Genomic DNA, 23954 nt, shown 5'->3' with positions numbered 1-23954 from the left:
GCCGCGCCGCTGGGGGTGAGTCCCGGGCCGTGGGTTCCGCGCGGCGCGGTGGCCCCGCTCGCCGCGCCCGTCACGCCGTCCGTCATCTGCTCGGTCATCCCCTCGATCGGGCCGTCGTGGCTCATGTGCTGTACGCCGAGTTCTCGTGGACGTAGTCGTGGGTGAGGTCGTTCGTCCACACCGTCGCCGACGCCGGACCGGCGTGCAGGTCGACGAGGACGTGCACCTCGCGTCCGGAGAGGTCCACGCCGGCGCGGTCGTCGCCGACCCCGCAGGACCGGCACACCTGGACGCCGTTGATCGTCACGTCGAGGTCGCGGGGCTCGAAGGCGGCGCGGGTCGTGCCCACGGCGGCGACGATGCGGCCCCAGTTGGGGTCGCCGCCGAAGACGGCGCACTTGACCAGGTTGTTGCGGGCGATGGCCCGCGCGACCTCGAGGGCGTCGGCCTCGTCGGCGGCCCCGACGACCTCGACGGCGATGTCGTGCCGGGCGCCCTCGGCGTCGGCGACGAGCGCCCGGGCGAGGCGGGCGCACACCTCGTGCACGGCCGCGGCCAGCTCGGCGGACGCCGGACGGACGCCGGAGGCCCCGGACGAGAGGAGGAGGACGGTGTCGTTGGTCGACATGCAGCCGTCGGAGTCGACCCGGTCGAACGTGCCGGCGCAGGCGGCGCGCAGGGCGGCGTCGAGCTCCTCCGGGTCGGCGACCGCGTCGGTCGTCACGACGACGAGCATCGTCGCGAGCGCCGGCGCAAGCATCCCCGCGCCCTTGGCCATTCCGCCGACGGACCACCCGTCGCCGCGGACCAGGGCCTCCTTGGGGACGGTGTCGGTCGTCATGATCGCCCGGGCCGCGTCGGGCCCGCCCGTCGGCGAGAGGGCCGCCGCCGCCAGATCGACGCCCCGCAGCAGAGCGTCGAGGTCGAGCCGTTCGCCGATGAGCCCCGTCGAGCAGACGGCGACGTCGCCGGCGTCGACACCGACGACCGACGCCGCGTGCTCGGCGCTGCGGTGGGTGTCGACGAACCCCTCGGGTCCCGTGCAGGCGTTGGCGCCGCCGGAGTTGAGCAGGACGGCGTCGATCCGGCCGTCGCCGACGACCTGCCTGCTCCACGTGACGGGCGCCGCCTCGACGCGGTTGGTCGTGAACACGGCGGCGGCGTGGTGGTCGGGCCCGTCGTTGACGACGAGCGCGACGTCGTCGCGGCCGCTGGGCTTCAGCCCGGCGGTCACGCCCGCGGCGCGGAAGCCCGATGGTCCGGTGATGCTCACGACCGCTCCTGACCTGGGGTGTCCGGGGTAGCCGGGGCACCTGGGGCGCCTGGGGCACCTGGGGCGCCCGCGGCACCCGTGGCGTCCTCGTCGGGTGTCTCGACGACGTGGCCCCGCGCGCGCCAGGCGGCGACGGCGACGGCGACCTGTTCGACCGGCACGAGGATCCAGTCGGTGTCGAAGGTCGACGTGGTGATGACGCTCACGTCGTGATCGGCCAGAGGGGTCAGCAGGCCCCGCAGCACACCGACGAGCGTGAAGTCGAGCGGCCCCTGGATCTCGAAGGCGCGGAACGGCCCGGCCTGGTCGGCGCCGACGGGGACGTACCGGGCCGCGGCGATGACGGACGTCTCGTGCGCGTTCCACGTCACCGACGACAGCGGGGACGGGCGCCTCGACCACTCCGGAACCGCGGAGCCCGGGGGGAGCCGGGCGATGCGCAGCGGTTCGGAGTGCAGGACGAGGTGCCACCGGGCGTCGTCCGCCGCGTCGACCGGGTCGGTCGGACCGGTCGGACCGGTCGGGGGGACCGTCCCGGTCGGATCGGTGTGCGGATCGGTCACGGCGAGACTCCCGTCGTCGGCAGGCCGGCCCCCTCGGGCAGGCCCAGGGCGAGGTTGGCGCACTGCACCGCCGCCCCGGCGGTGCCCTTGGTGAGGTTGTCGACGGCGGCCACCGCGACGAGGCGTCCGGCGCGGAGGTCGACGGTCACCCCGACCGTCGCGACGTTGGAGCCGAGAACGGCCTTCGTCTGCGGCCAGGACCCCTCCGGCAGCAGCCGCACGAACGGCTCGTCGTCGTAGGCGGCGGCGTAGGCGCTCCGCACGGCGGCCGGGGCGTCGGCCCCGACCCCGTCGGCGAGGCGGGCCGTGCACGTCGCGAGGATGCCGCGCGGCATCGGCGCGAGGGTCGGGGTGAACGAGATGGTGACCTCACCGACGGCGATCCCCGCGGCGGAGGCGAGGTTCTGGGCGATCTCGGGGGTGTGCCGGTGACCACCACCGACGCCGTACGGGCTCATCGAGCCCATGACCTCCGCCCCGAGCAGGTGCGGCTTGAGGCTGCGACCCGCGCCCGACGTACCGCTGGCCGCGACGACGACGAGGTCGTGGGGCGCGGCCACGCCCGCCGCGAGCGCGGGGGCGAGCGCGAGGGTCACCGCGGTGGGATAGCACCCGGGCACGGCGATCCGGCGGGCGCCGACGAGGGCGTCGCGGCCCCGGCCGCCGCCGGCGTGGGCGAGCTCCGGGAGGCCGTAGGGCCACGTGCCCGCGTGCGGGGTGCCGTAGAACGTCTCCCAGTCGCCGGCGTCCGCGAGACGGAAGTCGGCGCCGCAGTCGACGACGACCGTGTCCTCCCCCAGCCGGCCCGCCAGATCGGCGGACGCGCCGTGCGGCAGGGCGAGGAAGACGACGTCGTGACCCGCGAGCGTCTCGGGCGTCGTGGGGGCGAGTTCGCGGTCGGCCAGGGCGTGGAGGTGCGGGTGGATCGATCCCAGCGCGGACCCCGCGTTGCTCGAGGCGCACACGGCGCCCACCTCGAGGTCGGGATGTGCGAGCAGCAGCCGGAGGATCTCTCCCCCGGCGTACCCGCTCGCGCCGGCGACGGCAGCTCTCATCACGTGGATCAATTTACAGTGGTCTGCAAAAGTATGCGAACTGCGGGCCCCCGCCGGATCCGGCGGGCCGTGCCGTGGCGGCCACCGGGTCGGCGGCCGCCACGCGGCCTCAGGCGCGCTGGAACGCCCCCAGGGCCGCAGCGGCACGGTCCACGGCCGCGTCGCGCAACCCGCTCACCTGCTCGGTCGTCAGGGTCGCCCCCGCGGACCGGAAGGTGAGCCGGAAGGCGAGCGACTTGCGTTGCGGCCCCACCTGGTCGCCCCGGTAGACGTCGAAGAGGGTGAGCGCCTCGAGGTCGGCCCCCGCACCCTCGCGCAGGTGCCGGGCCACGTCACCGGCGGCCACGGCCTCGTCGACCACGAGGGCGACGTCGCTCGTCGCCACCGGGTACGTCGACAGGGTGCCGACCTGCGGGATGTCGCGGCCGGCCGCCCGCAGCAGGTCGAGGTCGAGCTCCGCGGCGCACGTGCGCGCCGGCAGCTCGAGGGTCGCCGCCACCTTGGGGTGCAGCTCCCCCGCGTACCCGGCGACCCGGCCGTCGGGCAGCGTGAGGGCGGCGCACCGACCCGGATGCCACGGCGCCTCCTGGGCCGCCACGGGCGTCAGGTCGACGCCGAGCGCGGCGCCCAGCTCGATCGCGGTGGAGATCACGCCGGCCGCGTCGTGCCGGACCGCCGGGCCGGCGGGCCCGGCGGGGACCGCGTCCCCGGCCGCGACGAACGCGACGTGGCGCGGCTGGGGCGGGACCGCCGCGGCGACGGCCGCGAGGGTCGCGTCGTCGGGGCGGGCCCCGACGGGCGGGACCGGCGCGGCCGCGTCCCCCTCCGGGCGGGCCACGAGGCCGACCTCGAACAGGAGCGCGTCGCGTCGGCCGCGGCCGACGTTGAGCCGCAACGTGGACAGGAGCGTGTCGAGCAGGCTCGTCCGCATGAGCGGCGCCTCGTCCGAGAGCGGGTTGAGGATGCGCACCGCGCGACGGCGCGGGTCACCGGCCGGGTAGCCGAGTCGGTCGACGAGGTCCTCCGCGACGAACGGGTACGACCACACCTCGATCGCGCCGAGCCCGGCGAGCACGGCCGACGCGAGCCGCGCCGACCGCTGACCGGGCGTGAGCCCGCGCCCGCCGGGTGCGGTCGGCAGGATCGACGGGATGTGTTCGTACCCGCGGATGCGCGCGACCTCCTCGATCAGGTCCGGCCCGGTGCGCAGGTCGGGCCGCCAGGACGGCGGGACGACGTGCACCCGGGCGAAGCCCGGCGCCCGGTCGGCGGCGTCCGCCGCGGACGAGTCGCCGGCGTCCTGCGACACCGTGCACCCGAGGGCCCGCAGCGTCGCGACGACGCCGGCGTGGTCGAGCCCGTCCGGGACCTGCCCGTTTGTGGCCGACGCGGGCTGCACGAGCGCCCAGGCGGAGGCCGTGTCGAACTCGATGGTCACGGCCTCGGCGGCGCCGGCCCGGACGTCGGTGACGCCGGGGTCGATCGTCCCCCCGCCGAAGCGCGCGAGCATCGCCACCGCGAGGGCCGCGACCCGGCCGGCGATCTGCGGGTCGACGCCCCGCTCGTAGCGACGGCTCGCCTCGGTCGAGAGCTTGTGACGGCGCGAGGAACGGGCCACCGAGACGGGGTCGAAGTGCGCCGACTCGACGAGCACGTCCGTCGTGGTCGGGCCCACCTCGGAGGTCTCCCCGCCCATGACGCCGGCGATCGCGAGCGGCGTCGTGCCGCCGTCGGTGATGAGCAGGTCCTCGACCGACAGCGTCCGCTCCACGTCGTCGAGGGTGGTGAGGGTCTCGCCGGCGCGCGCGCGCCGGACCTCGATCGCCCCCGAGAGGGTGTGCAGGTCGAACGCGTGCAGCGGCTGCCCCGTGAGGAGCATGAGGTAGTTCGTCACGTCGACGGCCAACGAGATGGACCGCATGCCCATCTGCTCGAGGCGCCGGACCATCCAGCGCGGCGTCGGGGCACTCGGGTCGATCCCCCGCACGACGCGCGCGACGTACCGGTCGCAGCCCACCCGGCCGCGGAGGGGCGCGTCGTCCTGCAGGCGCACCGGCGGGCCCGCGTCGTTCGGTTCCGGGTCGTCGCCGGCCGACACGGGGTCGACGAAGCCCGACAGGCCCGTGCTGAGGGCGTACTCCCGGGCGATGCCGCGCAGGGAGAAGCAGTAGCCGCGATCGGGCGTGACGTTGACCTCGACGACCTCCTCGTCGAGGCCGAGCAGGGCGATCGCGTCGTCGCCGGGCCGGATGCGCGCGAGCGTGTCGGGGTCGTCGGCGAGGTACTCGGACAGCACGATGATCCCGGCGTGGTCCGTGCCGAGGCCGATCTCGTCCTCGGCGCAGATCATCCCGTTGCTGAGGTGCCCGTAGGTCTTGCGCGCCGAGATGGCGAACCCGCCGGGGAGCACCGCCCCGGGCAGGACGACGACGACGAGGTCGCCGACGTCGAAGTTGTGGGCGCCGCAGACGATCTCCTGGACCACCGCCGGGTCGCCGCCCGCCGCGGCGCGCTGGCCGTGGTCGCCGACGTCGACGGTGCAGAAGTGGATCGTCTTCCCGTTCTTCTGCGGCTCGTCGGTCTTGCTCAGGACCCGCCCGACGACGAGGGGGCCGGTGAGGTCCCCGCCGTGCAGGCCCTCCTCCTCGAGCCCGACCCGCACGAGGGCGGCCGCGACGTCCTCCCCGCTCACGGGCTCGGTCTGCCCGACGATCTCCTGGAGCCAGGTCACCGGCGCCCGCATCAGATCCCCATCCCGAACGCCTCGGAGAACCGGGCGTCACCCTCGACGATGTCGTGCATGTCGCTCACCCCGTGCCGCAGCATGACGGCCCGGTCGATCCCCATCCCGAACGCGAACCCCGTGTACTCGTCGGGGTCGATCCCGGCGGCGAGGAGGACGTTGCGGTTGACCATCCCGCAACCACCCCATTCGATCCAACCCGCGCCGCCCTTCTTCTGGGGGAACCACAGGTCCATCTCGGCGCTCGGCTCGGTGAAGGGGAAGAACGAGGGCCGCAGCCGCGTGGTCGCCTCGGGGCCGAACATGGCCCGGGCGAGGTGGTCGAGCGTGCCCTTGAGGTGGGCCATCGTCAGGCCGCGGTCGACGGCGAGACCCTCCACCTGGTGGAAGACCGGCGTGTGCGTGGCGTCGAGTTCGTCGGTGCGGTAGACCCGGCCCGGGGCCGCGACGTACAACGGCAGCTCCCGCTGCAGGTCGCTGCTGTCGAGCAGGAGCATCGCGCGGGCCTGCACCGGCGAGGTGTGCGTGCGCAGTACGAGGCCCGAGTCGGCCGGGGCGACGAAGAACGTGTCCTGCATCTGCCGGGCCGGGTGGTCGGGGGCGAAGTTGAGGGCGTCGAAGTTGAACCACTCGGCCTCGACCTCAGGGCCCTCCGCGATCTCCCACCCCATGCCGACGAAGATGTCCTGCACGCGCTCGGTGAGCAGCGAGAGGGGGTGCCTCGCACCCAGCCGCCGGCGCGGGTCGGCGACCGTGACGTCGATCGTCTCGTCGAGCAGGATCCGCTCGTCGCGCTCGGCCTCGAGGGCATCCTGCCGCTCGGCGAGCGCCCGCGCGACCCGCCCCTTGGCGGCCCCTACGCGCTTGCCCGCCTCCGCCTTGGCGCTCGGCGGGAGGGCCCCGATCTCGCGGTTGGCGAGCGCGAGGGGGCTCTTCTCGCCCGCGTGGGCGAGGCGGGCGGCCTTGAGCGCGTCGAGGTCGGCGGCCGCGGCGACGGCGGTGAGCGCCTGGGCCACCGCCGCGTCGACGGCTTCCGGCGAGAGGGCGCTCACCTCGACGGGGTCGTACTGCGTGTTGGGTCCGGACATCGCTTCCACTTCACGGTCGGCACGGCCGCACGAGGCTGCCCTGGCGCCACCAGCGTAGTTGGGGCGTTCGCGGCGGCGACACCGGATATCAGCAGCCGGATCGGGCACCTCCGGCGCCGTGCTCGACGTCGGCTCACCGTCGGCTCGCCGGCCGCCTCACCGCCGGCCCACCCCCGGGTCGCGCCGGCTCACGGAGCGCGCAGGACCCCGGCGGAGGCGTAGAGGCAGACGGTCGCCGCCATGGCGAGGTTGAGCGATTCGGCGTGCCCGGGGATGGGCACCGAGACGACCTCGTCGCACGCGTCGCGGATCTGCGCCGGCAGGCCCCACGCCTCGTTGCCCATGATCCAGGCGTGCGGGCGGTCCAGGTCGACCTGCGGCAGGGTCACGTCCCCGCCGCCGTCGGCCGCGAGGCGGGTGATCCCCGCCCGCCCGAGCGCGGCGAGGATGTCGGGGACGTCGACCCCCACGACGACGGGCAGGTGGAACAGGGAGCCGACCGTGGACCGGACGACCTTGGGGTTGTAGGCGTCGACGCTGCCGCTGCTGAACACGACGAGGTCGGCGCCGACGGCGTCGGCGCCGCGCAGGACGGTGCCGGCGTTGCCGGGGTCGCGGACGTGGGTGAGGACGACGACGAGCCGGACGGCCGACAGGTCGACGTCGGCCAGGGGGACGTCGAGCGGGCGACAGGTCGCGAGGAGACCCTGCGGAGCCGTCGTGTCGCACATCGCCGCGAGGACGTCGGCGGTCACCTCGCGGACCGCCAGGCCGGCGTCCCGGGCCGTGGCGACGACGTCGGCGTGCCGGGTCGCGGCGGCGGTCTCGACGAAGATCTCGTCGACGAGGTCGGGGCGGAACCGGACGGCCTCGCGGACCGCCTGGGGGCCCTCGGCGAGGAACAGGCCCTCGCGCTCACGCACGGAACGCCGCCCGAGGGCGGCCACCGCGCGCACCTTGTCCGACCGCGGATGCGTCAGCGGTTCGGGGTGCGCGCCGGTGGCCCGCCCGGGGCGGCGTTCTCGGCGTGCGGGTGGCGTGCTCAGGCCGCGGACTCGGTGGAGGCGGCGGGCACGTTCGCGCGAGCGATCTCGACGAGCGCGGTGAAGGCGGCGGCGTCGTTGACGGCCAGCTCGGCGAGCATGCGGCGGTCGACCTCGACCCCGGCCTCCTTGAGGCCCTGGATGAAGCGGTTGTACGTCATGCCGTTGGCGCGGGCGCCGGCGTTGATCCGCTGGATCCACAGGCGGCGGAAGTCGCCCTTGCGCGCCTTGCGGTCGCGGTAGGCGTAGCCGAGGGAGTGGGTGACCTGCTCCTTGGCCTTGCGGTACAGGCGGGACCGCTGACCGCGGTAGCCGCTCGCCCGCTCGAGGACGACCCGGCGCTTCTTCTGGGCGTTGACCGCCCGCTTCACGCGTGCCACGTGAGTACTCCTTCTTCGTCGTGCCGCCGGGCCGCGCCGGTGCGCGTGCCCTCACGCGGCGCCAGGGGCGCCCGCGTCGGACGGCGGATGTTCTGCGGTGGGGGTCGGCTTACTTGCCGAGCAGCTTCTTGATCTTCTTGGCGTCCGGCTTGGCGAGCTCGACGTCGCCCGCGATGCTGCGGGTGTACTTGCTCGACTTGTGCTCGAGCAGGTGGCGACCGTTCGCCTGCTCGCGCATGACCTTGCCGGTGCCGGTGAGTCGGAAGCGCTTCTTGGCCCCGCTGTGGGTCTTGTTCTTCGGCATGGGGCCGATCTCCTTCGTCGTGTGCGGTGGCGGCCCGGGGCCGCCGTTGCGGAAAAGCTGGTGGCGCAGGGCCGAGGGCGCGTCAGGCCGACGCGGCCTCCTCGGTCTCGGCCGGCGCGGTGGCGTCGTCGGACGGCGCGGACTCGTCCGACGCCTCCGATGCCGGCCTGGCCGCGTCGTCGCGGCGACGGCGCTGCTCGGCCTTGGCGTCGGCCTTCTTCTTGGTGGGCCCGAGCACCATGATCATGTTGCGGCCGTCCTGCTTCGGCGCGCTCTCGACGAAGCCGAGTTCGGCGACGTCCTCGGCGAGGCGCTGGAGCAGGCGGAACCCGAGTTCCGGACGCGACTGCTCGCGGCCCCGGAACATGATCGTGACCTTGACCTTGTCGCCGGCCGACAGGAAGCGGACCACGTGGCCCTTCTTCGTCGCGTAGTCGTGCGGGTCGATCTTCGGTCGGAGCTTGATCTCCTTGATGACCGTGTTGACCTGGTTCTTGCGGGACTCGCGCGCCTTGAGTGCGGCTTCGTACTTGAACTTGCCGAAGTCCATGAGCTTCGCGACCGGCGGATTGGCCATGGGCGCGACCTCGACGAGATCGAGGTCCACCTCCCCGGCCAGCCGGAGGGCCTCGTCGATGAGGACGATGCCGACCTGTTCGCCGTTGGGCCCGACGAGACGCACCTTGGGGACTCGGATGCGGTCGTTGATACGGGTTTCGCTGATGTCAGACTCCTTCGATCCTGGTGATCTCTCGTGCGGACGGCCGACCACGAGAAAAGGGCTCCTCGCGGAAGACACCCACGAGAAGCCCACAGCCACCGACCGCGGCGCCCCGGCCGAGCCGGAGAACGCCGAGGGGACACCGCGGTGCGGTGCCCTGGACCCGGCGACCCGGAGGTCGACCTGGGTGGAAGCGTGGCGGGCTTCTCTTGGGGGCGGCGCACGAGGTGAACTCCGGCCCTGTCCCATCGGGAAGAGACCGGGGCACACGTCACACGCAACCGTTCACGTATCAGCATAGCAGCGTCCGGAGAGGCCGCCGAGTTCAGACTCCGGGGCGGACCTGGACCGTGACGTCGTCCACGCGCACCCGCACGTCCGGGTCGCCGGCGAGCGCCTCCCCGACCGCACCGACGAGGCGCTGGATGTCGGGGGCCGCCAGGCCGGGGACGAGGGTGAGCACGAGCCGCACGAGGCCCGGAGCGCGGTCGGAGGCGTCCTGCGCCTCGACGCCGGTGATCGCCCCGTGGGCGGCGGTCACGCGGGCCAGCGCCTCGGCGACGACCGGGTCGTCGGCGGGCGGCACCCACGGGCGCTCCTGGCCCAGGGCCCACAGGTGCGAGAGGCGCAGCACGACCGCATGCGGAGCACCGAGGTCGAGGGGCATCGCCTCGCAGCCGTCCTCCAATGCGGCGCGGGCCGCGTCGGCGACGCGCACCGGCACCGGCCGGGCGGAGGGCTCCCACGCGGTCAGGGTGTCGATCCCCGTGAACGCCGGCATTCCGCGGCGGCCGTCGGGCGCGTTGAGCACGATGGAGGCCATGTCGCTGTCGGCGTCGTCGGCGACCCTCCCCTGCGACGCGGCGGCCTCGGCGACGATCGGCATGAGCAGGCGGGAGCCGGCCAGCACGGCGAGGGCGTCCGCCTCCGCCGCCGCGGCGTCGGCCGGGGCCGAGGCGACGACCCGGGCCAGCGCCCGCCGGACGGCCTCGTCGGCGCGACCGTCGTCGGCGGCGAACGGGGAGGGGGTGACCTCGCGGCCGGCCCACGGCATGCGTGCCGTGTCGCGACCCCGCGCCGGGTCGTGGCCGGCGAAGCGCCGGGAGGGCTCCGCGGAGGTCACGGGCGACCGGCGACGTCGAGGGCCTCGGGGAGCGTGAACGCGCCGCGGTAGAGCGCAGATCCGATGATGGCGCCCTCGACGCCGAGCGGGACGAGGTCGCGCAGCGCGGCGAGGTCGTCGAGGGTCGAGACGCCCCCGGACGCGACGACGGGGCGGTCGGTCCGGGCGCACACCTCGCGCAGGAGCTCGAGGTTCGGGCCGGCGAGCATGCCGTCCTTGGCGACGTCGGTGACCACGTAGCGGGCGCATCCGTCCGCGTCGAGGCGGGCGAGGGTCTCCCACAGGTCACCGCCCTCCTTCGTCCAGCCGCGCGCCGCGAGCGTCGTGCCGCGCACGTCGAGCCCGACGGCGATGCGGTCGCCGTACTCGGCGACGGCGGCGGCGGTCCACTCCGGGTCCTCCAGCGCGGCCGTGCCGACGTTGACCCGCCGCGCGCCCGTCGCGAGCGCCGCCTCGAGGCCGCGGGCGTCGCGGATGCCCCCGGACAGCTCGACCTGCAGGTCGAGCCGTCCCACGATCGACGCGAGGAGCTCGTGATTGGAGCCCCGGCCGAACGCGGCGTCGAGGTCGACGAGGTGCAGCCAGCGTGCGCCCGCGTTCTGCCAGGCGAGGGCCGCCTCGAAGGGGTCGCCGTACTCCCCGCCCGTGCCGGCCACGCCCTGCACGAGCTGGACGGCGCGGCCGCCGACGACGTCGACGGCGGGCAGCAGCTCGAGGACCGGGCGGGAGCCGACCGGGCCGGCCTGGCGGGTCCCGCTCCCGGCGGCGGGGTCGGGGGTGGGCGCGGGCGTGGGGTCGGTCATCGAGGTGTCCTCTCGCGGGGGGATCGGGGAACATCAGGGGGAATCGGTACCGGACCGCCGGACCGCCGTCCGGCCCGGCGGCGGCGCGGCCCGCAGGACGGGCCGCCGCGAACGTCAGAGGACGTCGAGCCAGTTGCGCAGCAGCCTGGCGCCGGCGTCACCGGACTTCTCGGGGTGGAACTGGGTGGCCCACAGCGGGCCGTTCTCGACGGCCGCGACGAAGCGAGCGCCGTGCTCCGCGTAGGTGACCAGCGGCGCGACGGCGTCGAACGGGGGCGTCGGCTGCAGGGTCCAGTCCTGCGCCGCGAACGAGTGGACGAAGTAGAAGCGCTCGTCCTCGACGCCGGCGAAGAGCGCCGACCCGGCCGGCACGTCGACGGTGTTCCAGCCCATGTGCGGCACGACCTGTGCCGGCAGCCGATCGACGACCCCCGGCCACTGCCCGAGTCCCTCGCGGGGCCCGGAGGCGCTCGGCTCCGTCGAGGTCTCGAACATCACCTGCATGCCGACGCAGATGCCGAGCACGGGCCGGCCGCCGGCGAGCCGCATCTCGACGAGGTACTCGCCGTCGACCGCCCGGAGCCCGTCGACGCACGCGTGGAAGTTGCCGACCCCGGGGACGAGGAGACCGTCGGCCGCGAGGGCCCGCTCCCGGTCGGCCGTGAGCTCGACGTCGGCGCCCACGCGCTCGAGCATCCGCACGGCGGACCGGACGTTGCCGCTGCCGTAGTCGAGCACGACCACGCGGGGGCGGGCGGAGCCCGTGCTCGCGGGGGCGGATGAGGGCTGGCTCAACTCACATCTCCATCTCGTCGAGGTGTCGCGCCTCTTCGCCGACGACGCGGTCGAACGCGCGCGCCGCACGGGGAGACGGGTGGATCTCTCGGGCGCCGGGCAGGTCGGCGAGCGCGTCGGTCCCGGGTCCGCTCACGAGGGCGAGGCCGGGCAGCGACAGGATGCCGAAGATCTCGGCCAGCACCGTCCTCGGCTGCAGGGAGCCGTCGTCGAGCACGTCGCGCAGGGCGCGGCGCACCGACTCGTCGGCGCGGGCGTGGGTCCCCGACCGCCCCCCGGCCACGGCGACGACGTCGTCCACGCTCGCGGGCGGTAGCCCGTCGGGCGGCACGCTGCCGTCGCGCGGGGTCCAGATGAGCCACCGTTGCGGGGCCCGCCAACGCGCCGGGTGCACGGTGAGCACGACCTGCCGACCGACGTGGAACACCCCGAGGGCGGGGCGCATCGAGAGCCCCACGGGCCGGCCGGCGAGGGAACGCACGGCGTCGTCGTAGGGGTGTCGGGCCGCCGCGGGGCCCGTGGGGACGACGACCGTCCAGCCCTCGAGCTGACCGACGACGACCGGGCCGATCCCCCGGCGGGCCCACCGGTGGGCCGCCGACGGGCGGCACGCCGACAGGACGATCCCGCGGCCCAGCGCACTCCCGGCGGACGACGGGGCGGAACGGGCCCCGGTGAAACGGGCGAGGATCCGGCGCGAACGGGTCTCCCCGGCGCTCGGACCACTCGGCCGGCGGCGAGGAGACCCGGCCTCAGAGGCTGCCCTTGGCACTCGGGACACCGGTGACCCGGGGGTCGGGCTCGACCGCGGCCCGGAAGGCCCGGGCCAGGGCCTTGAACTGGGCCTCGACGATGTGGTGCGGGTCGCGCCCGGCGAGGACGCGCACGTGGATGGCCAGGCCGGCGTGGTGCGCGAGCGTCTCGATGACGTGCCGCGTCATCGACCCCGCGTACTGCCCGCCGATGATGACGTACTCCTGGCCGGCCGGCTCCCCGGTGTGGACGGCGTAGGGGCGGCCGGCCACGTCGACGACCGCGAGCGCGAGCGCCTCGTCGAGCGGCACCGTCGCGTCACCGAAGCGCCGGATCCCGCGCTTGTCGCCGAGCGCGAGGGCGATGGCGTCACCGAGGACGATGGCGACGTCCTCGACGGTGTGGTGGCCGTCGACGTCGAGGTCGCCCGTCGCGTCGACGTCGAGGTCGACCAGGCTGTGCTTGGCGAAGCTGGCCAGCATGTGGTCGTAGAAGCGGACTCCGGTCGACACGGACGAGGCGCCGGTGCCGTCGAGGTCGAGCCGCAGGCGGACCCGGCTCTCGGAGGTCTCGCGGGTCAGTTCCGCGGTGCGCGGGGCCGGTCGGGTCGGCTGGGTCGGCTGGGTCATGAGGTCTCCTGTCCCGCCGTCGCGGACGGGTCGGACGGGTGGTCGTGATCGGACGGGCGCGCCGGCGGGTCGGCGAGCACCGCGCGCAGGGCGTCGAGGAACGCGGTCGTCTCCGCCGGGGTGCCCGCGGTCACGCGCAGGTGCCCGGGGAGCCCGACGTCGCGCACGAGCACCCCGTGCCCGAGCAGCGCCGCCCACGTGGCCGGGGCGCCGTCGAGCCCGCCGAAGAGGACGAAGTTCGCGTCGCTGGGCACCGCGGGCAGGCCGAGCGCCTCGATGCCCTCGACGATCCGGTCGCGTTCGGCCTTGATGGCGTCGACGACGCCGAGCAGCACGTCGGCGTGCGCGAGGGCCGCGCGGGCGACGGCCTGTGTCGTGCTCGACAGGTGGTAGGGCATCCGCACGAGCCGGAGCGCGTCGGTGAGCGCCGGGTCCGCGGCGAGGTAGCCGACCCGGGCCCCCGCGAGCGCGAACGCCTTGCTCATCGTGCGGGACACGACGAGGCGGGGGCGGTCGCGCAGCAGGGTCACGGCGCTCGCCGTGCCCGGCCGGGCGAACTCGGCGTAGGCCTCGTCGACGACGACGAGCGCGGACGGCGCCGCGTCGTGGACGGCGAGGACCACGTCGAGCCCGAGCGCCGTGCCCGTGGGGTTGTTCGGGGAGCACAGGAAGACGATGTGCGGGTTGTGGCGCTGGACCTGCGCGACGACACCGTCGACGGTGAGGTCGTAGGCGGCGCCCGCGTCGTCGCCGGACCGACCGCGGCGGCCGTCGATCCACGTCGTGCCGGTGGTGCGCGTGATGATCGGGTGCATCGAGTACGACGGCGTGAACCCGAGCGCGACGCGGCCGGGCCCGCCGAAGGCCTGGAGCAGGTGCAGGAGCACCTCGTTGGAACCGTTGGCCGCCCAGATCTGCTCGGGCGCGAGGTCGACGCCGGTCCGCCCCCGCAGGTAGCGCGCGAGGTCGGCCCTCAGTGCCGTGAACTCGCGGTCCGGGTAACGGTTGAGGCCCCCCGCGATCGCGCCGACCTCGCGGACGATCGCCTGCGCGACCTCGTCGGGGACGGCGTAGGAGTTCTCGTTGGTGTTGAGGGCGACGTCGACGTCGAGCTGCGGCGCCCCGTACGGCGTCCCGCCGCGCAGGTCGCTGCGCAGCAGGAGGTCGATCTCGCGTGCGGCGGGCGTGGCGCCCGGCCGGCCGGTGGTGCTCATCGGACCCTCTCCTGGGCGGCCGGGGCCGCGGTCGTCTCGTGCGAAGTGCTGGTCGGGTCGGTCGGGATGTCGTCGGGGTCGACGCGCGCGAGGACGGCGTCGGCGTGGCCGGGCAGGTCCTCGGCCCGGGCGAGGTCGACGACGCTGCGCGCGGCGCCGGCGAGGGCGGCGCGGTCGTAGTCGATGACCTGCACCCCCTTGAGGAAGGCGTGGACGGACAAGCCGCCGCCGAAGGCCGCGGTCCCGCTCGTGGGCAGGACGTGGTTGGAGCCCGCACAGTAGTCGCCGAGGCTCACGGGGGACCAGGGGCCGACGAAGATCGCGCCCGCGGTGGAGATCCGGGCGGCGACCGCGGCGGCGTCGCGCGTCTGGATCTCGAGGTGCTCGGCGCCGTAGGCGTCGGCGACGGCCACGGCCGCGTCGAGGTCGTCGACGACGACGACCGCCGACTGGCGGCCCGACAGGGCCACCCGGACGCGCTCGACGTGCTTCGTCGCGGCCACCACCTGCTCGAGGGCGGCCTCGACCCGGGCGGCGAACGCCTCGTCGGGGGTGATGAGGACGGACGCGGCGAGCGGGTCGTGCTCGGCCTGCGACACGAGGTCGGCCGCGACGTGGCGCGGGTCGGCGCTGTCGTCGGCGACGACGGCGATCTCGGTGGGGCCCGCCTCGGCGTCGATCCCGACGAGCCCGCGGACGGCGCGCTTGGCGGCGGCCACGTAGACGTTGCCGGGACCGGTGACGACGTCGACGGGCCGGCACACCCACTCCCCCGACGCGTCGCGGGCGCCGTGGGCCAGCATCGCGACCGCCTGGGCCCCACCGGCGGCGTAGACCTCGTCGACCCCGAGCAGGGCGCAGGCGGCAAGGATCGTGGGGTGGGGGTAGCCCGCGAACTCGCCGACGTTGTCGCGTTGGGGCGGGCTCGTCACGGCGACGGACCCGACCCCCGCCACCTGCGCCGGGACGACGTTCATGACGACGCTGCTCGGATAGACCGCGAGCCCGCCGGGGACGTACAGGCCGACCCGGCCGACGGGGATCCACCGCTGGGCCACCGTCCCGCCGCCCGGGAGGGTGGTCGTGTGCTCGCTCGGCCGCTGCGCGGCGTGGACGAGGCGGGCGCGATCGGCGCACTCCTGCAGGGCGGCCCGGACCGCGGGGTCGAGCCGGTCGAGGGCGAGGGCGCAGACCGCCGCCGGCACGCGCAGGCGCGGCGGCCGCACCCCGTCGAAGCGTTCCCCGAGCTCGAGCACCGCCTCCGCCCCGCGCTCGCGCACCTGCGCGAGGATCGGCGCCACGACCTCGAGGACGTCCTCGAGATCGAACTCGGCGCGCGGGAGCCGCTCGCGCAGCGCCCGGGGGTCGAGGTCGGTGCCGCGCAGGTCGAGACGAGAGATCACCGGGCCAGTCTAGGTGCGCGCGGGTGCCCGCCCCGGCGGCCGGGGCACCGCGCCGCGCGACCGCCCGGTCTCACCCCGGCCGGCGCCCTGGCCGCGCTCGACTCCTCCGGCACCCGCCGGGCCTGGCGTCCGCCGCCCGACCCGCCGGACCGGATGGATGGGCGCCCCCGATGTCACGTCTCGGTCGTCGAGGCGGCGTCGCCGGCGGCCGGGAGCACCGCCGTCGCGCCGAGCCGGTCGAGCACGAACGCCATCTCCCACGCGTACCGGCGCCAGGCGTGGTACCGGCCGCTCACCCCGCCGTGCCCCGCGACGGTGTCGGTCCGCAGGAGGACGGGACGACGGGCCAGGTCCTGGGTGACCGTCTCCCGCAGCCGGGCGACCCACTTCGCGGGCTCCGCGAACGAGACCCGGGTGTCGTTGAGCGACGTGGTGGCGAGGATCGCGGGATAGTCGACCGCCCGCACGTTCTCGTACGGGGTGTACCCTTTCATGCGCGCGTAGACGGCCGGGTCGTGCAGCGGGTCGCCCCACTCCTCCCACTCGGTGACCGTCAGCGGCGCCTCGGGGTCGAGGATCGTCGTCAGGGCGTCGACGAACGGCACCTCGGCGAGCGCGACCGCGAACCGGTGCGGGGCCAGGTTGAGGGCCGCGCCGACGAGCAGGCCCCCGGCCGAGCCCCCCTCGACGCCGAGGCGGTCCGGGGCCACGAGGCCCGTGTCGACGAGGTGGTCGGCGCAGGCGACGAGGTCGGTGAAGCTGTTCTCCTTGTGCTCGAGTCGGCCGCCCTCGTACCAGGCCCGCCCGAGCTCCCCGCCGCCGCGCACGTGGGCCACGGCGACGACGACCCCCCGGTCGAGCAGGCTCAGGCGCGGGATGGAGAAGTAGGGGTCGAGCGCGATGTCGTAGGCCCCGTACCCCGTGAGCAGGCCGGGGGCCGTGCCGTCCGCGGGGACGTCCGCCCGGGCGACGACCGACACCGGGATCGCCTCCCCGTCGGCGGCGGTCACCCACTCCCGCCGCTGCACGTAGTCGGCCGGGTCGTACCCGCCGAGCACGGGCTGCCGGCGCACGACCGTCGCCGCGTCCGGCCCCACGCCCCCCTCGAGGTCGTACTCGAGGATCGTGCGCGGCGTGACGAAGGACTCGAGCTCGACGAGCAGCCGGCGGGTGTCCCATTCCGGGTTGGCGGCGAGCGAGATGGAGAACAACTCCTCCTCGACCTCGACGTCGAGCACCGGCCCGGTCTCGAGCGTCGCGCCACCTTCGCCCCCCTGCTCGCTCGGGCGGACCGCGTAGGGCACGACGCGCAGCCGCGGGAGACCGCCGCTGCGCAACGACACGACGGCGTGGGTCGCGAAGGCGTCGACGTCGACGATCCGCTCGCGCTCCCCCGCGGCGACGACGGGGCGCCAGTCCTGCGAGGAGGTCGCGACGATCGGCGCCCAGGCGAGGTCGAAGTCGGCCCGGTCGCGGTTGTGCACGACGAAGATCACGTCGCCGGCCGGCTCGACGTCGTACTCCACCCCGTCGACCCGCGGTGCCACGAGCCGGAGCGGGGCCAGCGGGTCGGCCAGGTCGCCGAGCCACGTCTCCGACGTCGACTTCGAGCCCATGGCGACGACGAGGTGCCGCTCGTCGCGTGACGAGCCGATGCCGAGCCAGAACCGCTCGTCGGGCTCGGCGTGCACGAGCTCGTCGGCGTTCGCGGGCGTCCCCACCTCGTGCCGCCACACCTCGTGCGGGCGCCACGCCTCGTCGGGGCGCACGTAGAAGAGGTACCGGCCGTCGGCCGACCAGACGACGCCGTACCCGGCGCCCGCCACGGCGTCGTCGAGGGTCGCGCCCGTGGCGATGTCGCGGACCCGCAGGGCGAAACGCTCGTCCCCGGCCGTGTCGACGAGGTAGGCGAGCCGCTCGCCCGCGACGTCGACGGCGAACCCGCCGAGGGCGAAGTAGTCGTGGCCCTGCGCCTCCGCCTCCTCGTCGAGGAGCACCTGCTCGCCCGGCAACCTTGCGGGCGGGGTGTCGGGATCCGCTCCGAGCTCCGGCTCGGGTCGGCCGGCGCCGGGAACCCCCGGCGCCCGGCAGTGCTCCGGGTACTGCCGGCCGGCGACGGTGCGGGTGAAGTACCACCAGCCGCGGTCGGCGACGGGGACCGACAGATCGGTCTGACGCGTACGCTCCCCGATCTCCGCGTAGACGGCCTCGCGCAGGGGTCGGAGGTGCGCCGTCATCTCCTCGGCGTACGCGTTCTCGGCGTCGACGACGGCGCGGACGCCGGGGTCGTCGGCGTCGGCGAGCCAGGCGTAGGGGTCCAGCACGTCGTCCCCGTGGTGGGAGCGGACCTGCGGGCGGGTGGGGATGACCGGCGGGGTGCGCATGGAGGTCGACTCTAGGCTCCGTGTCGACCTCGACCGGAACCCGGCCGACACCGGGGCTCGAGAGACCGGGGCGACAGACCGACCCCACTGTGGGCCAAGGAAATTCGGGACGCGAAGGCCCAAAGTCCGTGGCCGCGTTCGCGTCCTCGCGCGTCGACGTGGCTACTCCGTGGACCGTTCGGCGTGGCTTATGTCACGTTCGGCGCGCCACGGCCTCACGGACGTGGAGGACGCGACCTCGAATCCGTAGCATTTCAAGACGTTTGACTCAGACGGCGAAACGGGGCGCCGACTGGGCACTAGCCACCACACGGTCGTCCCTCCCGACATGTCGGACGCGACGGTCATCATCGCCTTGGAGACAACGTTGCCGGGTCATCCCCTCACCCCCGCCCTCCCGTCCGACCCCCAGCGGGTCCTTCTCACGGGGGCCACCGGCTTCGTGGGACAGGCCCTGCTGGAACGCCTGCTGCGGACCGGCCAAGCCCACGTCTGGGTCCTCGTCCGCCCCCGCGGACCACGGCCCGGCGCCGACCGGATCCGAGCGCTCCTGCGCAAGTCGGTCTTCGCCGCCTGGGAGAACGAGATCGGGGCCGAGGCGCTCGCCGAGGTCGTCCGCTCTCGCGTCACCGTCCTCGAGGGCGATCTGCGCGACGTCCCCGCGCTGCCCGCGGACCTCGACCTCGTCCTGCACTCGGCGTCGTCGGTCACGTTCGACGAGCCCGCCGACCGCGCGTTCCGGACCAACGTCGGCGGTCCCGCCGCCCTGTACCGCGCCCTCGGCGCCGCCGGCGGCGACCCGCACGTCGTCCACGTCTCGACGGCCTACGTCTGGACCGGACGGACCGACGTCGGCCGCGAGCGGCCCGTGGATCACGATCTCGACTGGCGCGCCGAACTCACCGACGTCCTACGGGAGCGGGACCGCGTCGTCGCCTCGCACGGCGAGCACGAGGTGGACACCCGGATGCGGGTGGCCGGGCGTGAGCGGGCGCGACGCCACGGCTGGACCGACGTGTACACGATGACGAAGGCGCTCGGCGAGCGCGTCGCCGAGCAGGAGTGGGCCGGCCGGGGTCACCGGCTGACGATCGTCCGCCCGACGATCATCGAGAGCGCGCTGAGCACGCCCTTCCCGGGCTGGATCGACGGCTTCAAGGTCGCCGACCCCCTCATCGCGGCCTACGCCCGCGGGCACCTCACCGGCTTCCCGGGGCGCGCGGAGGCGGTCCTCGACATCGTCCCGGTCGACCAGGTCGTCGCGACGATCCTCGCCGCGGCGGTCAGCGCGCCCGACGCGCGTGCGTGCCGGTACCTGCAGGTGGGCAGCAGCACGAGCAATCCCCTGAGCCTGGCCGAGCTGCGCCGACACGTGCAGGGCTACTTCTCCGCCCAGCCGTGGGTGCGCCGGGACGGCGTCGTCGTCCGCGCGACGCCGTGGGAGTTCGGCGACCCGGGAACGATCACCCGGCGCCTGCACCGGGGGCTGGGCGTCGTCGGCGGCGCGGCCGGCGCGCTGCGCCGGGTCCGCATCCCGGCGCGGCGCAGCCTGGAGCGGCTCGACACCCTCCAGCACCGCCTCGAGACCATGAATCACCTCGTCGAGATCTACGCCCCGTACACGTGCGCGAGCACGGTCTACGACGACACGAACACGAGGGCCCTGCACGCCGACGGCGCGGACTGGCGCGTGGGTGACATCGACTGGTCGGCCTACCTGCGCGGCAGCCACCTGCCCGCCGTCGTCGGCCTCATGCGGGGCCGCCCGCCGCGCCCGGCCGCCCGCCGCCGGGCCCCCCGCCCGGTCAAGCGGGTCGGCTCCGGGGCGCAGGCGCTCGAGGGCGACGAGCGCGAGGTCGCCCGCCTCGCCGCGGAGCGAGCCCGACGGGGCCGCGGGGTCGCCGCGCCCCGCGCCACCGCCTGAGGGAGGTCCGAGCGTCCCGACGGTCCCGGTCGACACGGGACGCCCAAGGACACCCCACGACACGCCACGAGGAGCCACGACGAGGGGCCCGGCCGCGGACGCGGCCGGGCCCCTCGTCGGCGTGTGGGGCGCCGGCTCGGTGTCCGGGGCCCCGGCTGCGGCCCGTCAGGAGAGGCAGGCGGGGCCGAGCAGGGCCTTGAGGTCACCGAAGAGCGCCGGCGACGCGGTCACCCGCAGCGAGTCGTCGAGGCGCATCAGCACCGACCGGCCGGGTTGGGTGAGCTTGACGTGCACCTCGGTCGCCCCGGGGTGCTCGTGCAGCACGTCCTTGAGCCGTTGGGCGACCCCGTTCGTCGCCCGGGTCAGCGGCATCGACAACACGACCGGTCCGCGGGGGCCCTCGGTGATGTCGGGCAACGTGAGTTCCTGCGCGTACAGCGAGACCTGGTCGTCGCGGCGGTTGACCCGGCCCCGGACGGCGCACACGACGTCCGTGGACAGCATCGTGCTCACCGTCATGTACGAGGAGGGGAAGAAGAGGCACTCGACGGCACCCTCGAGGTCCTCGACGGTGACGATGGCCCAGAGGTCGCCCTTCTTGGTCCGCTTGAGCTGCAGCCCCGTGATGAGCCCCGCGACGGTGACGGTCGACCCGTCGGGCCGCCCGCCCTCCTCGGCGGTCAGGGAGGCGATGGACGTGTCGGCGTGCTGGGACAGGATGTGCTCGATCCCGAACAACGGGTGGTCCGAGACGTAGAGCCCGAGCATCTCGCGCTCGAAGCTGAGCAGGGTCTGCTTGTCCCACTCCCCCGGCGGGATCGGGGGCAGGCCGTCGAGTCCGGCGACCCCGGACGGCTCGTCGGTGTCGTCGCCCATGGAGAAGGCCCCGAAGAGCGAGTCCTGCCCCACCGCCTCCTTGCGCTTGACGTCGACGAGCGCGTCGACGTACTGCTCGTGGACGCGGACGAGCCCCTGCCGCTCGTGCCCCAGGGAGTCGAAGGCCCCCGCCTTGACGAGGGACTCGATCGTCCGCTTGTTGCACACCACCGCCGGCACCTTGGACAGGAAGTCGGAGAAGCTCGTGAACGCGCCCTTCTCCTGGCGCGCCTTGACGACGGCCTCGACGACGTTCGTGCCGACGTTGCGGATCGCGGCGAGCCCGAAGCGGATGTCGGTGCCGACCGCGGCGAAGTTCGCGACCGACTCGTTGACGTCGGGCGGGAGGACCTGGATGCCCATGCGTCGGCACTCGTTGAGGTAGAGCGCCGACTTGTCCTTGTCGTCGCGCACGCTGGTCAGCAGCGCCGCCATGTACTCGCCGGGGTAGTTGGCCTTGAGGTACCCGGTCCAGTACGAGACGAGGCCGTAGGCCGCGGTGTGCGCCTTGTTGAACGCGTAGTCGGAGAACGGCACGAGGACGTCCCACAGCGCCTTGACGGAGGCGGCCGAGAACCCCGAGTCGAGCATGCCCTTCTCGAAGTTGACGAACTCGGCGTCGAGCACCTCGCGCTTCTTCTTGCCCATCGCGCGGCGGAGGAGGTCGGCGTTGCCGAGGGTGTACCCGGCGAGCTTCTGGGCGATCTCCATGACCTGCTCCTGGTAGATCACCAGGCCGTAGGTCGTCCCGAGGATGGGCTCGAGCGCGTCGATCATCTTCTGCTCGAGCTTGCCCTCGAGGCGCGGGTCGAGCGGGATGATCGCCTGGCGCCCGTTCTTGCGCAGCGCGAAGTTCGTGTGCGCGTCCACGCCCATCGGCCCCGGACGGTAGAGCGCGAGCGCCGCCGAGATGTCCTCGAAGTTGTCGGGTCGCATGAGGCGCAGCAGGGTGCGCATCCCGCCGCCGTCGAGCTGGAACACGCCGAGGGTGTCGCCCCGGCCGAGGAGGTCGTACGTCTTCGCGTCGTCGAGGTGCTTGCTCAGCGCGTCGAGGTCGATCTCCTCCTCGCGGTTCATGCGGACGTTCTCGATGGCGTCGTCGAGGATCGTCAGGTTGCGCAGGCCGAGGAAGTCCATCTTGACGAGGCCGAGCGCCTCGCACGTGGGGTAGTCGAACTGCGTGATGATCTGGCCGTCCTGCTCGCGGCGCATGATCGGGATGACGTCGATGAGCGGCTCGGAGCTCATGATGACGCCGGCCGCGTGCACGCCCCACTGCCGCTTGAGGCCCTCGAGGCCGAGCGCCGTCCCCACGACCTCCCGGGCCTGGCTGTCCTCGTCGTGGAGCTGGCGGAACTCCACCGCCTCGGCGTACCGCTTGTGCGCGGGGTCGAAGACGCCGGCGAGCGGGATGCCCTTGCCCATGACGTCGGGCGGCATCGCCTTCGTCAGCTTCTCGCCCATGGCGAACGGGAAGCCCATGACGCGGCTCGCGTCCTTGAGGGCCTGCTTCGCCTTGATCGTGCCGTACGTGACGATCTGCGCGACGCGCTCCTCGCCGTACTTGCTCGTCACGTACTTGATGACCTCGCCGCGGCGGCGCTCGTCGAAGTCGACGTCGAAGTCGGGCATCGACTTGCGCTCGGGGTTGAGGAACCGCTCGAAGATGAGCCCGTGCGGGATGGGATCGAGGTCGGTGATCTTCATCGCGTAGGCGCACATCGACCCCGCACCCGAGCCTCGGCCGGGGCCGACGCGGATCCCCTGGCTCTTGGCCCAGTTGATGAAGTCGGCGACGACGAGGAAGTAGCCCGGGTAGCCCTTACCGACGATGACCTCGGTCTCGAACTCGGCCTGCTTGCGGGCGTAGTCGGGGACGCCGTCGGGAAAGCGCTCGTGCAGGCCCGACTCGACCTCCTTGACGAACCAGCTCGTCTCGTCCTCGCCCTCCGGGCAGGGGAAGCGGGGCATGTAACGCCCCTCGCCCTCGACGAACGAGACGTTGCAGCGCTCCGCGATCTCGAGCGTGTTGTCGCAGGCCTCGGGCAGCTCGCGCCACAGGTGACGCATCTCCTCCGGCGACTTGAGGTAGAAGCTGTCGGCGTCGAACTTGAACCGGTTGGGGTCCATGAGCGTCGACCCCGACTGCACGCACAACAGCGCCGAGTGCGCCTTCGCGTCCTCGGCCTTGGTGTAGTGCAGGTCGTTCGTCGCGAGCAGCGGCAGCCCGAGCTCGCGCGCGAGCCGCAGGAGGTCCTTCTGGACGCGGCGCTCGATGTCGAGGCCGTGGTCCATGAGCTCGCAGTAGTAGTTCTCGGCCCCGAAGATGTCGCGGAAGTCGCTCGCGGCCTGCCGGGCCTGCTCGTACTGGCCGAGCCGCAGCCGGGTCTGGACCTCGCCCGACGGACACCCCGTCGTCGCGATGAGGCCCTTGCCGTACGTCTCCAGCAGCTCGCGGTCCATGCGCGGCTTGAAGTAGTAGCCCTCGAGGGAGGCCAGCGAGCACATGCGAAAGAGGTTGTGCATGCCCACGTTGTCCTGCGCGAGCAGGGTCATGTGGGTGTAGGCCCCGGAACCGGAGACGTCGTCCCTCCCGCCGTCGCCGAACTTGACCCGCGTCTTGTCGGTGCGGTGCGTCCCCGGGGTGACGTAGCCCTCGATGCCGACGATCGGCTTGACGCCGTACGTGGTCGACTTCTTCCAGAACTCGTACGCGCCGAAGATGAAGCCGTGGTCGGTGGTCGCGACCGCCGGCATCCCCATCTGCGCGGCCGACTCGAAGAGGTCGTCGATGCGCGCCGCCCCGTCGAGCATCGAGTACTCGGTGTGGCAGTGCAGGTGGACGAAGGAGTCCGACTTGCCGGGAACCGACGACACGTT

19 protein-coding genes are annotated in these 23954 nt (G+C 74.1%); 1 reads left to right on the top strand and 18 read right to left on the bottom strand.

Going from position 1 to position 23954, the window contains the following annotated elements:
- Positions 1-121: 121 nt before the first annotated feature.
- The 17 genes from argJ to ICW24_RS05700 form a co-directional block, all read right to left on the bottom strand.
- The gene (gene argJ / locus ICW24_RS05780) at positions 122-1273 is read right to left on the bottom strand and encodes a bifunctional glutamate N-acetyltransferase/amino-acid acetyltransferase ArgJ (RefSeq protein ID WP_226344756.1); all 1152 of its coding nucleotides are present in this window, start codon (positions 1271-1273) and stop codon (positions 122-124) included.
- The gene (locus ICW24_RS05775) at positions 1270-1836 is read right to left on the bottom strand and encodes an ACT domain-containing protein (protein WP_226344755.1); all 567 of its coding nucleotides are present in this window, start codon (positions 1834-1836) and stop codon (positions 1270-1272) included. Before ICW24_RS05775 ends, argJ begins: the two co-directional genes overlap by 4 nt.
- Complete coding sequence (gene argC / locus ICW24_RS05770) at positions 1833-2903, bottom strand: N-acetyl-gamma-glutamyl-phosphate reductase (RefSeq protein WP_372360523.1); 1071 nt, start codon at positions 2901-2903, stop codon at positions 1833-1835. The genes ICW24_RS05775 and argC overlap by 4 nt, the downstream gene beginning before the upstream one ends.
- Positions 2904-3000: 97 nt before the next feature.
- Positions 3001-5634, bottom strand: a complete 2634-nt coding sequence (pheT, locus tag ICW24_RS05765) for a phenylalanine--tRNA ligase subunit beta (RefSeq protein WP_226344754.1) — start codon at positions 5632-5634, stop codon at positions 3001-3003.
- A complete protein-coding gene (gene pheS / locus ICW24_RS05760) occupies positions 5634-6722 on the bottom strand; it encodes a phenylalanine--tRNA ligase subunit alpha (RefSeq protein ID WP_226344753.1) in 1089 nt (362 codons plus the stop codon). The genes pheT and pheS overlap by 1 nt, the downstream gene beginning before the upstream one ends.
- A 188-nt stretch (positions 6723-6910) precedes the next feature.
- A complete protein-coding gene (locus ICW24_RS05755; protein ID WP_226344752.1) occupies positions 6911-7678 on the bottom strand; it encodes a TrmH family RNA methyltransferase in 768 nt (255 codons plus the stop codon).
- 86 nt (positions 7679-7764) lie between these two features.
- Entirely contained in the window at positions 7765-8145 is a 381-nt protein-coding gene (rplT, locus tag ICW24_RS05750) for a 50S ribosomal protein L20 (RefSeq protein ID WP_226344751.1), read from the bottom strand.
- Between the two features lie 109 nt (positions 8146-8254).
- Positions 8255-8449, bottom strand: a complete 195-nt coding sequence (gene rpmI, locus ICW24_RS05745) for a 50S ribosomal protein L35 (RefSeq protein WP_226344750.1) — start codon at positions 8447-8449, stop codon at positions 8255-8257.
- A gap of 82 nt (positions 8450-8531) precedes the next feature.
- Complete coding sequence (gene infC / locus ICW24_RS05740; RefSeq protein ID WP_372360519.1) at positions 8532-9131, bottom strand: translation initiation factor IF-3; 600 nt, start codon at positions 9129-9131, stop codon at positions 8532-8534.
- Between the two features lie 364 nt (positions 9132-9495).
- A complete protein-coding gene (locus tag ICW24_RS05735) occupies positions 9496-10293 on the bottom strand; it encodes an SseB family protein (RefSeq protein WP_226344749.1) in 798 nt (265 codons plus the stop codon).
- A complete protein-coding gene (gene priA, locus ICW24_RS05730; protein ID WP_226344748.1) occupies positions 10290-11096 on the bottom strand; it encodes a bifunctional 1-(5-phosphoribosyl)-5-((5-phosphoribosylamino)methylideneamino)imidazole-4-carboxamide isomerase/phosphoribosylanthranilate isomerase PriA in 807 nt (268 codons plus the stop codon). Before priA ends, ICW24_RS05735 begins: the two co-directional genes overlap by 4 nt.
- A gap of 114 nt (positions 11097-11210) precedes the next feature.
- Positions 11211-11891, bottom strand: coding sequence for an imidazole glycerol phosphate synthase subunit HisH (hisH, locus tag ICW24_RS05725; protein WP_226344747.1), 681 nt, complete (start codon positions 11889-11891; stop codon positions 11211-11213).
- Between the two features lies 1 nt (position 11892).
- Positions 11893-12372 carry a hypothetical protein gene (locus ICW24_RS05720; RefSeq protein WP_226344746.1) on the bottom strand — a complete coding sequence of 160 codons (480 nt, stop codon included), beginning with the start codon at positions 12370-12372 and terminating at the stop codon, positions 11893-11895.
- A gap of 271 nt (positions 12373-12643) precedes the next feature.
- Complete coding sequence (gene hisB / locus ICW24_RS05715) at positions 12644-13273, bottom strand: imidazoleglycerol-phosphate dehydratase HisB (RefSeq protein ID WP_226344745.1); 630 nt, start codon at positions 13271-13273, stop codon at positions 12644-12646.
- A complete protein-coding gene (locus ICW24_RS05710) occupies positions 13270-14487 on the bottom strand; it encodes a histidinol-phosphate transaminase (protein ID WP_226344744.1) in 1218 nt (405 codons plus the stop codon). The genes hisB and ICW24_RS05710 overlap by 4 nt, the downstream gene beginning before the upstream one ends.
- A complete protein-coding gene (gene hisD, locus ICW24_RS05705; protein ID WP_226344743.1) occupies positions 14484-15890 on the bottom strand; it encodes a histidinol dehydrogenase in 1407 nt (468 codons plus the stop codon). Before hisD ends, ICW24_RS05710 begins: the two co-directional genes overlap by 4 nt.
- A 173-nt stretch (positions 15891-16063) precedes the next feature.
- A complete protein-coding gene (locus tag ICW24_RS05700; protein ID WP_226344742.1) occupies positions 16064-18274 on the bottom strand; it encodes a S9 family peptidase in 2211 nt (736 codons plus the stop codon).
- Between the two features lie 328 nt (positions 18275-18602).
- On the opposite strand from ICW24_RS05700, the gene ICW24_RS05695 reads away from it, so the two are divergent.
- Positions 18603-20198 (top strand): SDR family oxidoreductase, encoded by a 1596-nt coding sequence (locus ICW24_RS05695; RefSeq protein ID WP_226344741.1) that lies wholly within the window; start codon positions 18603-18605, stop codon positions 20196-20198.
- Positions 20199-20363: 165 nt separating this feature from the next.
- Here the strand turns inward: ICW24_RS05695 and dnaE are convergent, their stop codons facing one another.
- On the bottom strand, positions 20364-23951 hold the full coding sequence (gene dnaE / locus ICW24_RS05690) for a DNA polymerase III subunit alpha (RefSeq protein ID WP_226344740.1): 3588 nt from the start codon (positions 23949-23951) through the stop codon (positions 20364-20366).
- Between the last annotated feature and the right edge of the window lie 3 nt (positions 23952-23954).

Origin of the sequence: Agilicoccus flavus (assembly GCF_014857905.1) — a bacterium.
Taxonomy (GTDB): domain Bacteria; phylum Actinomycetota; class Actinomycetes; order Actinomycetales; family Dermatophilaceae; genus Agilicoccus; species Agilicoccus flavus.
This window is presented reverse-complemented; position numbering and strand designations above follow the sequence as displayed.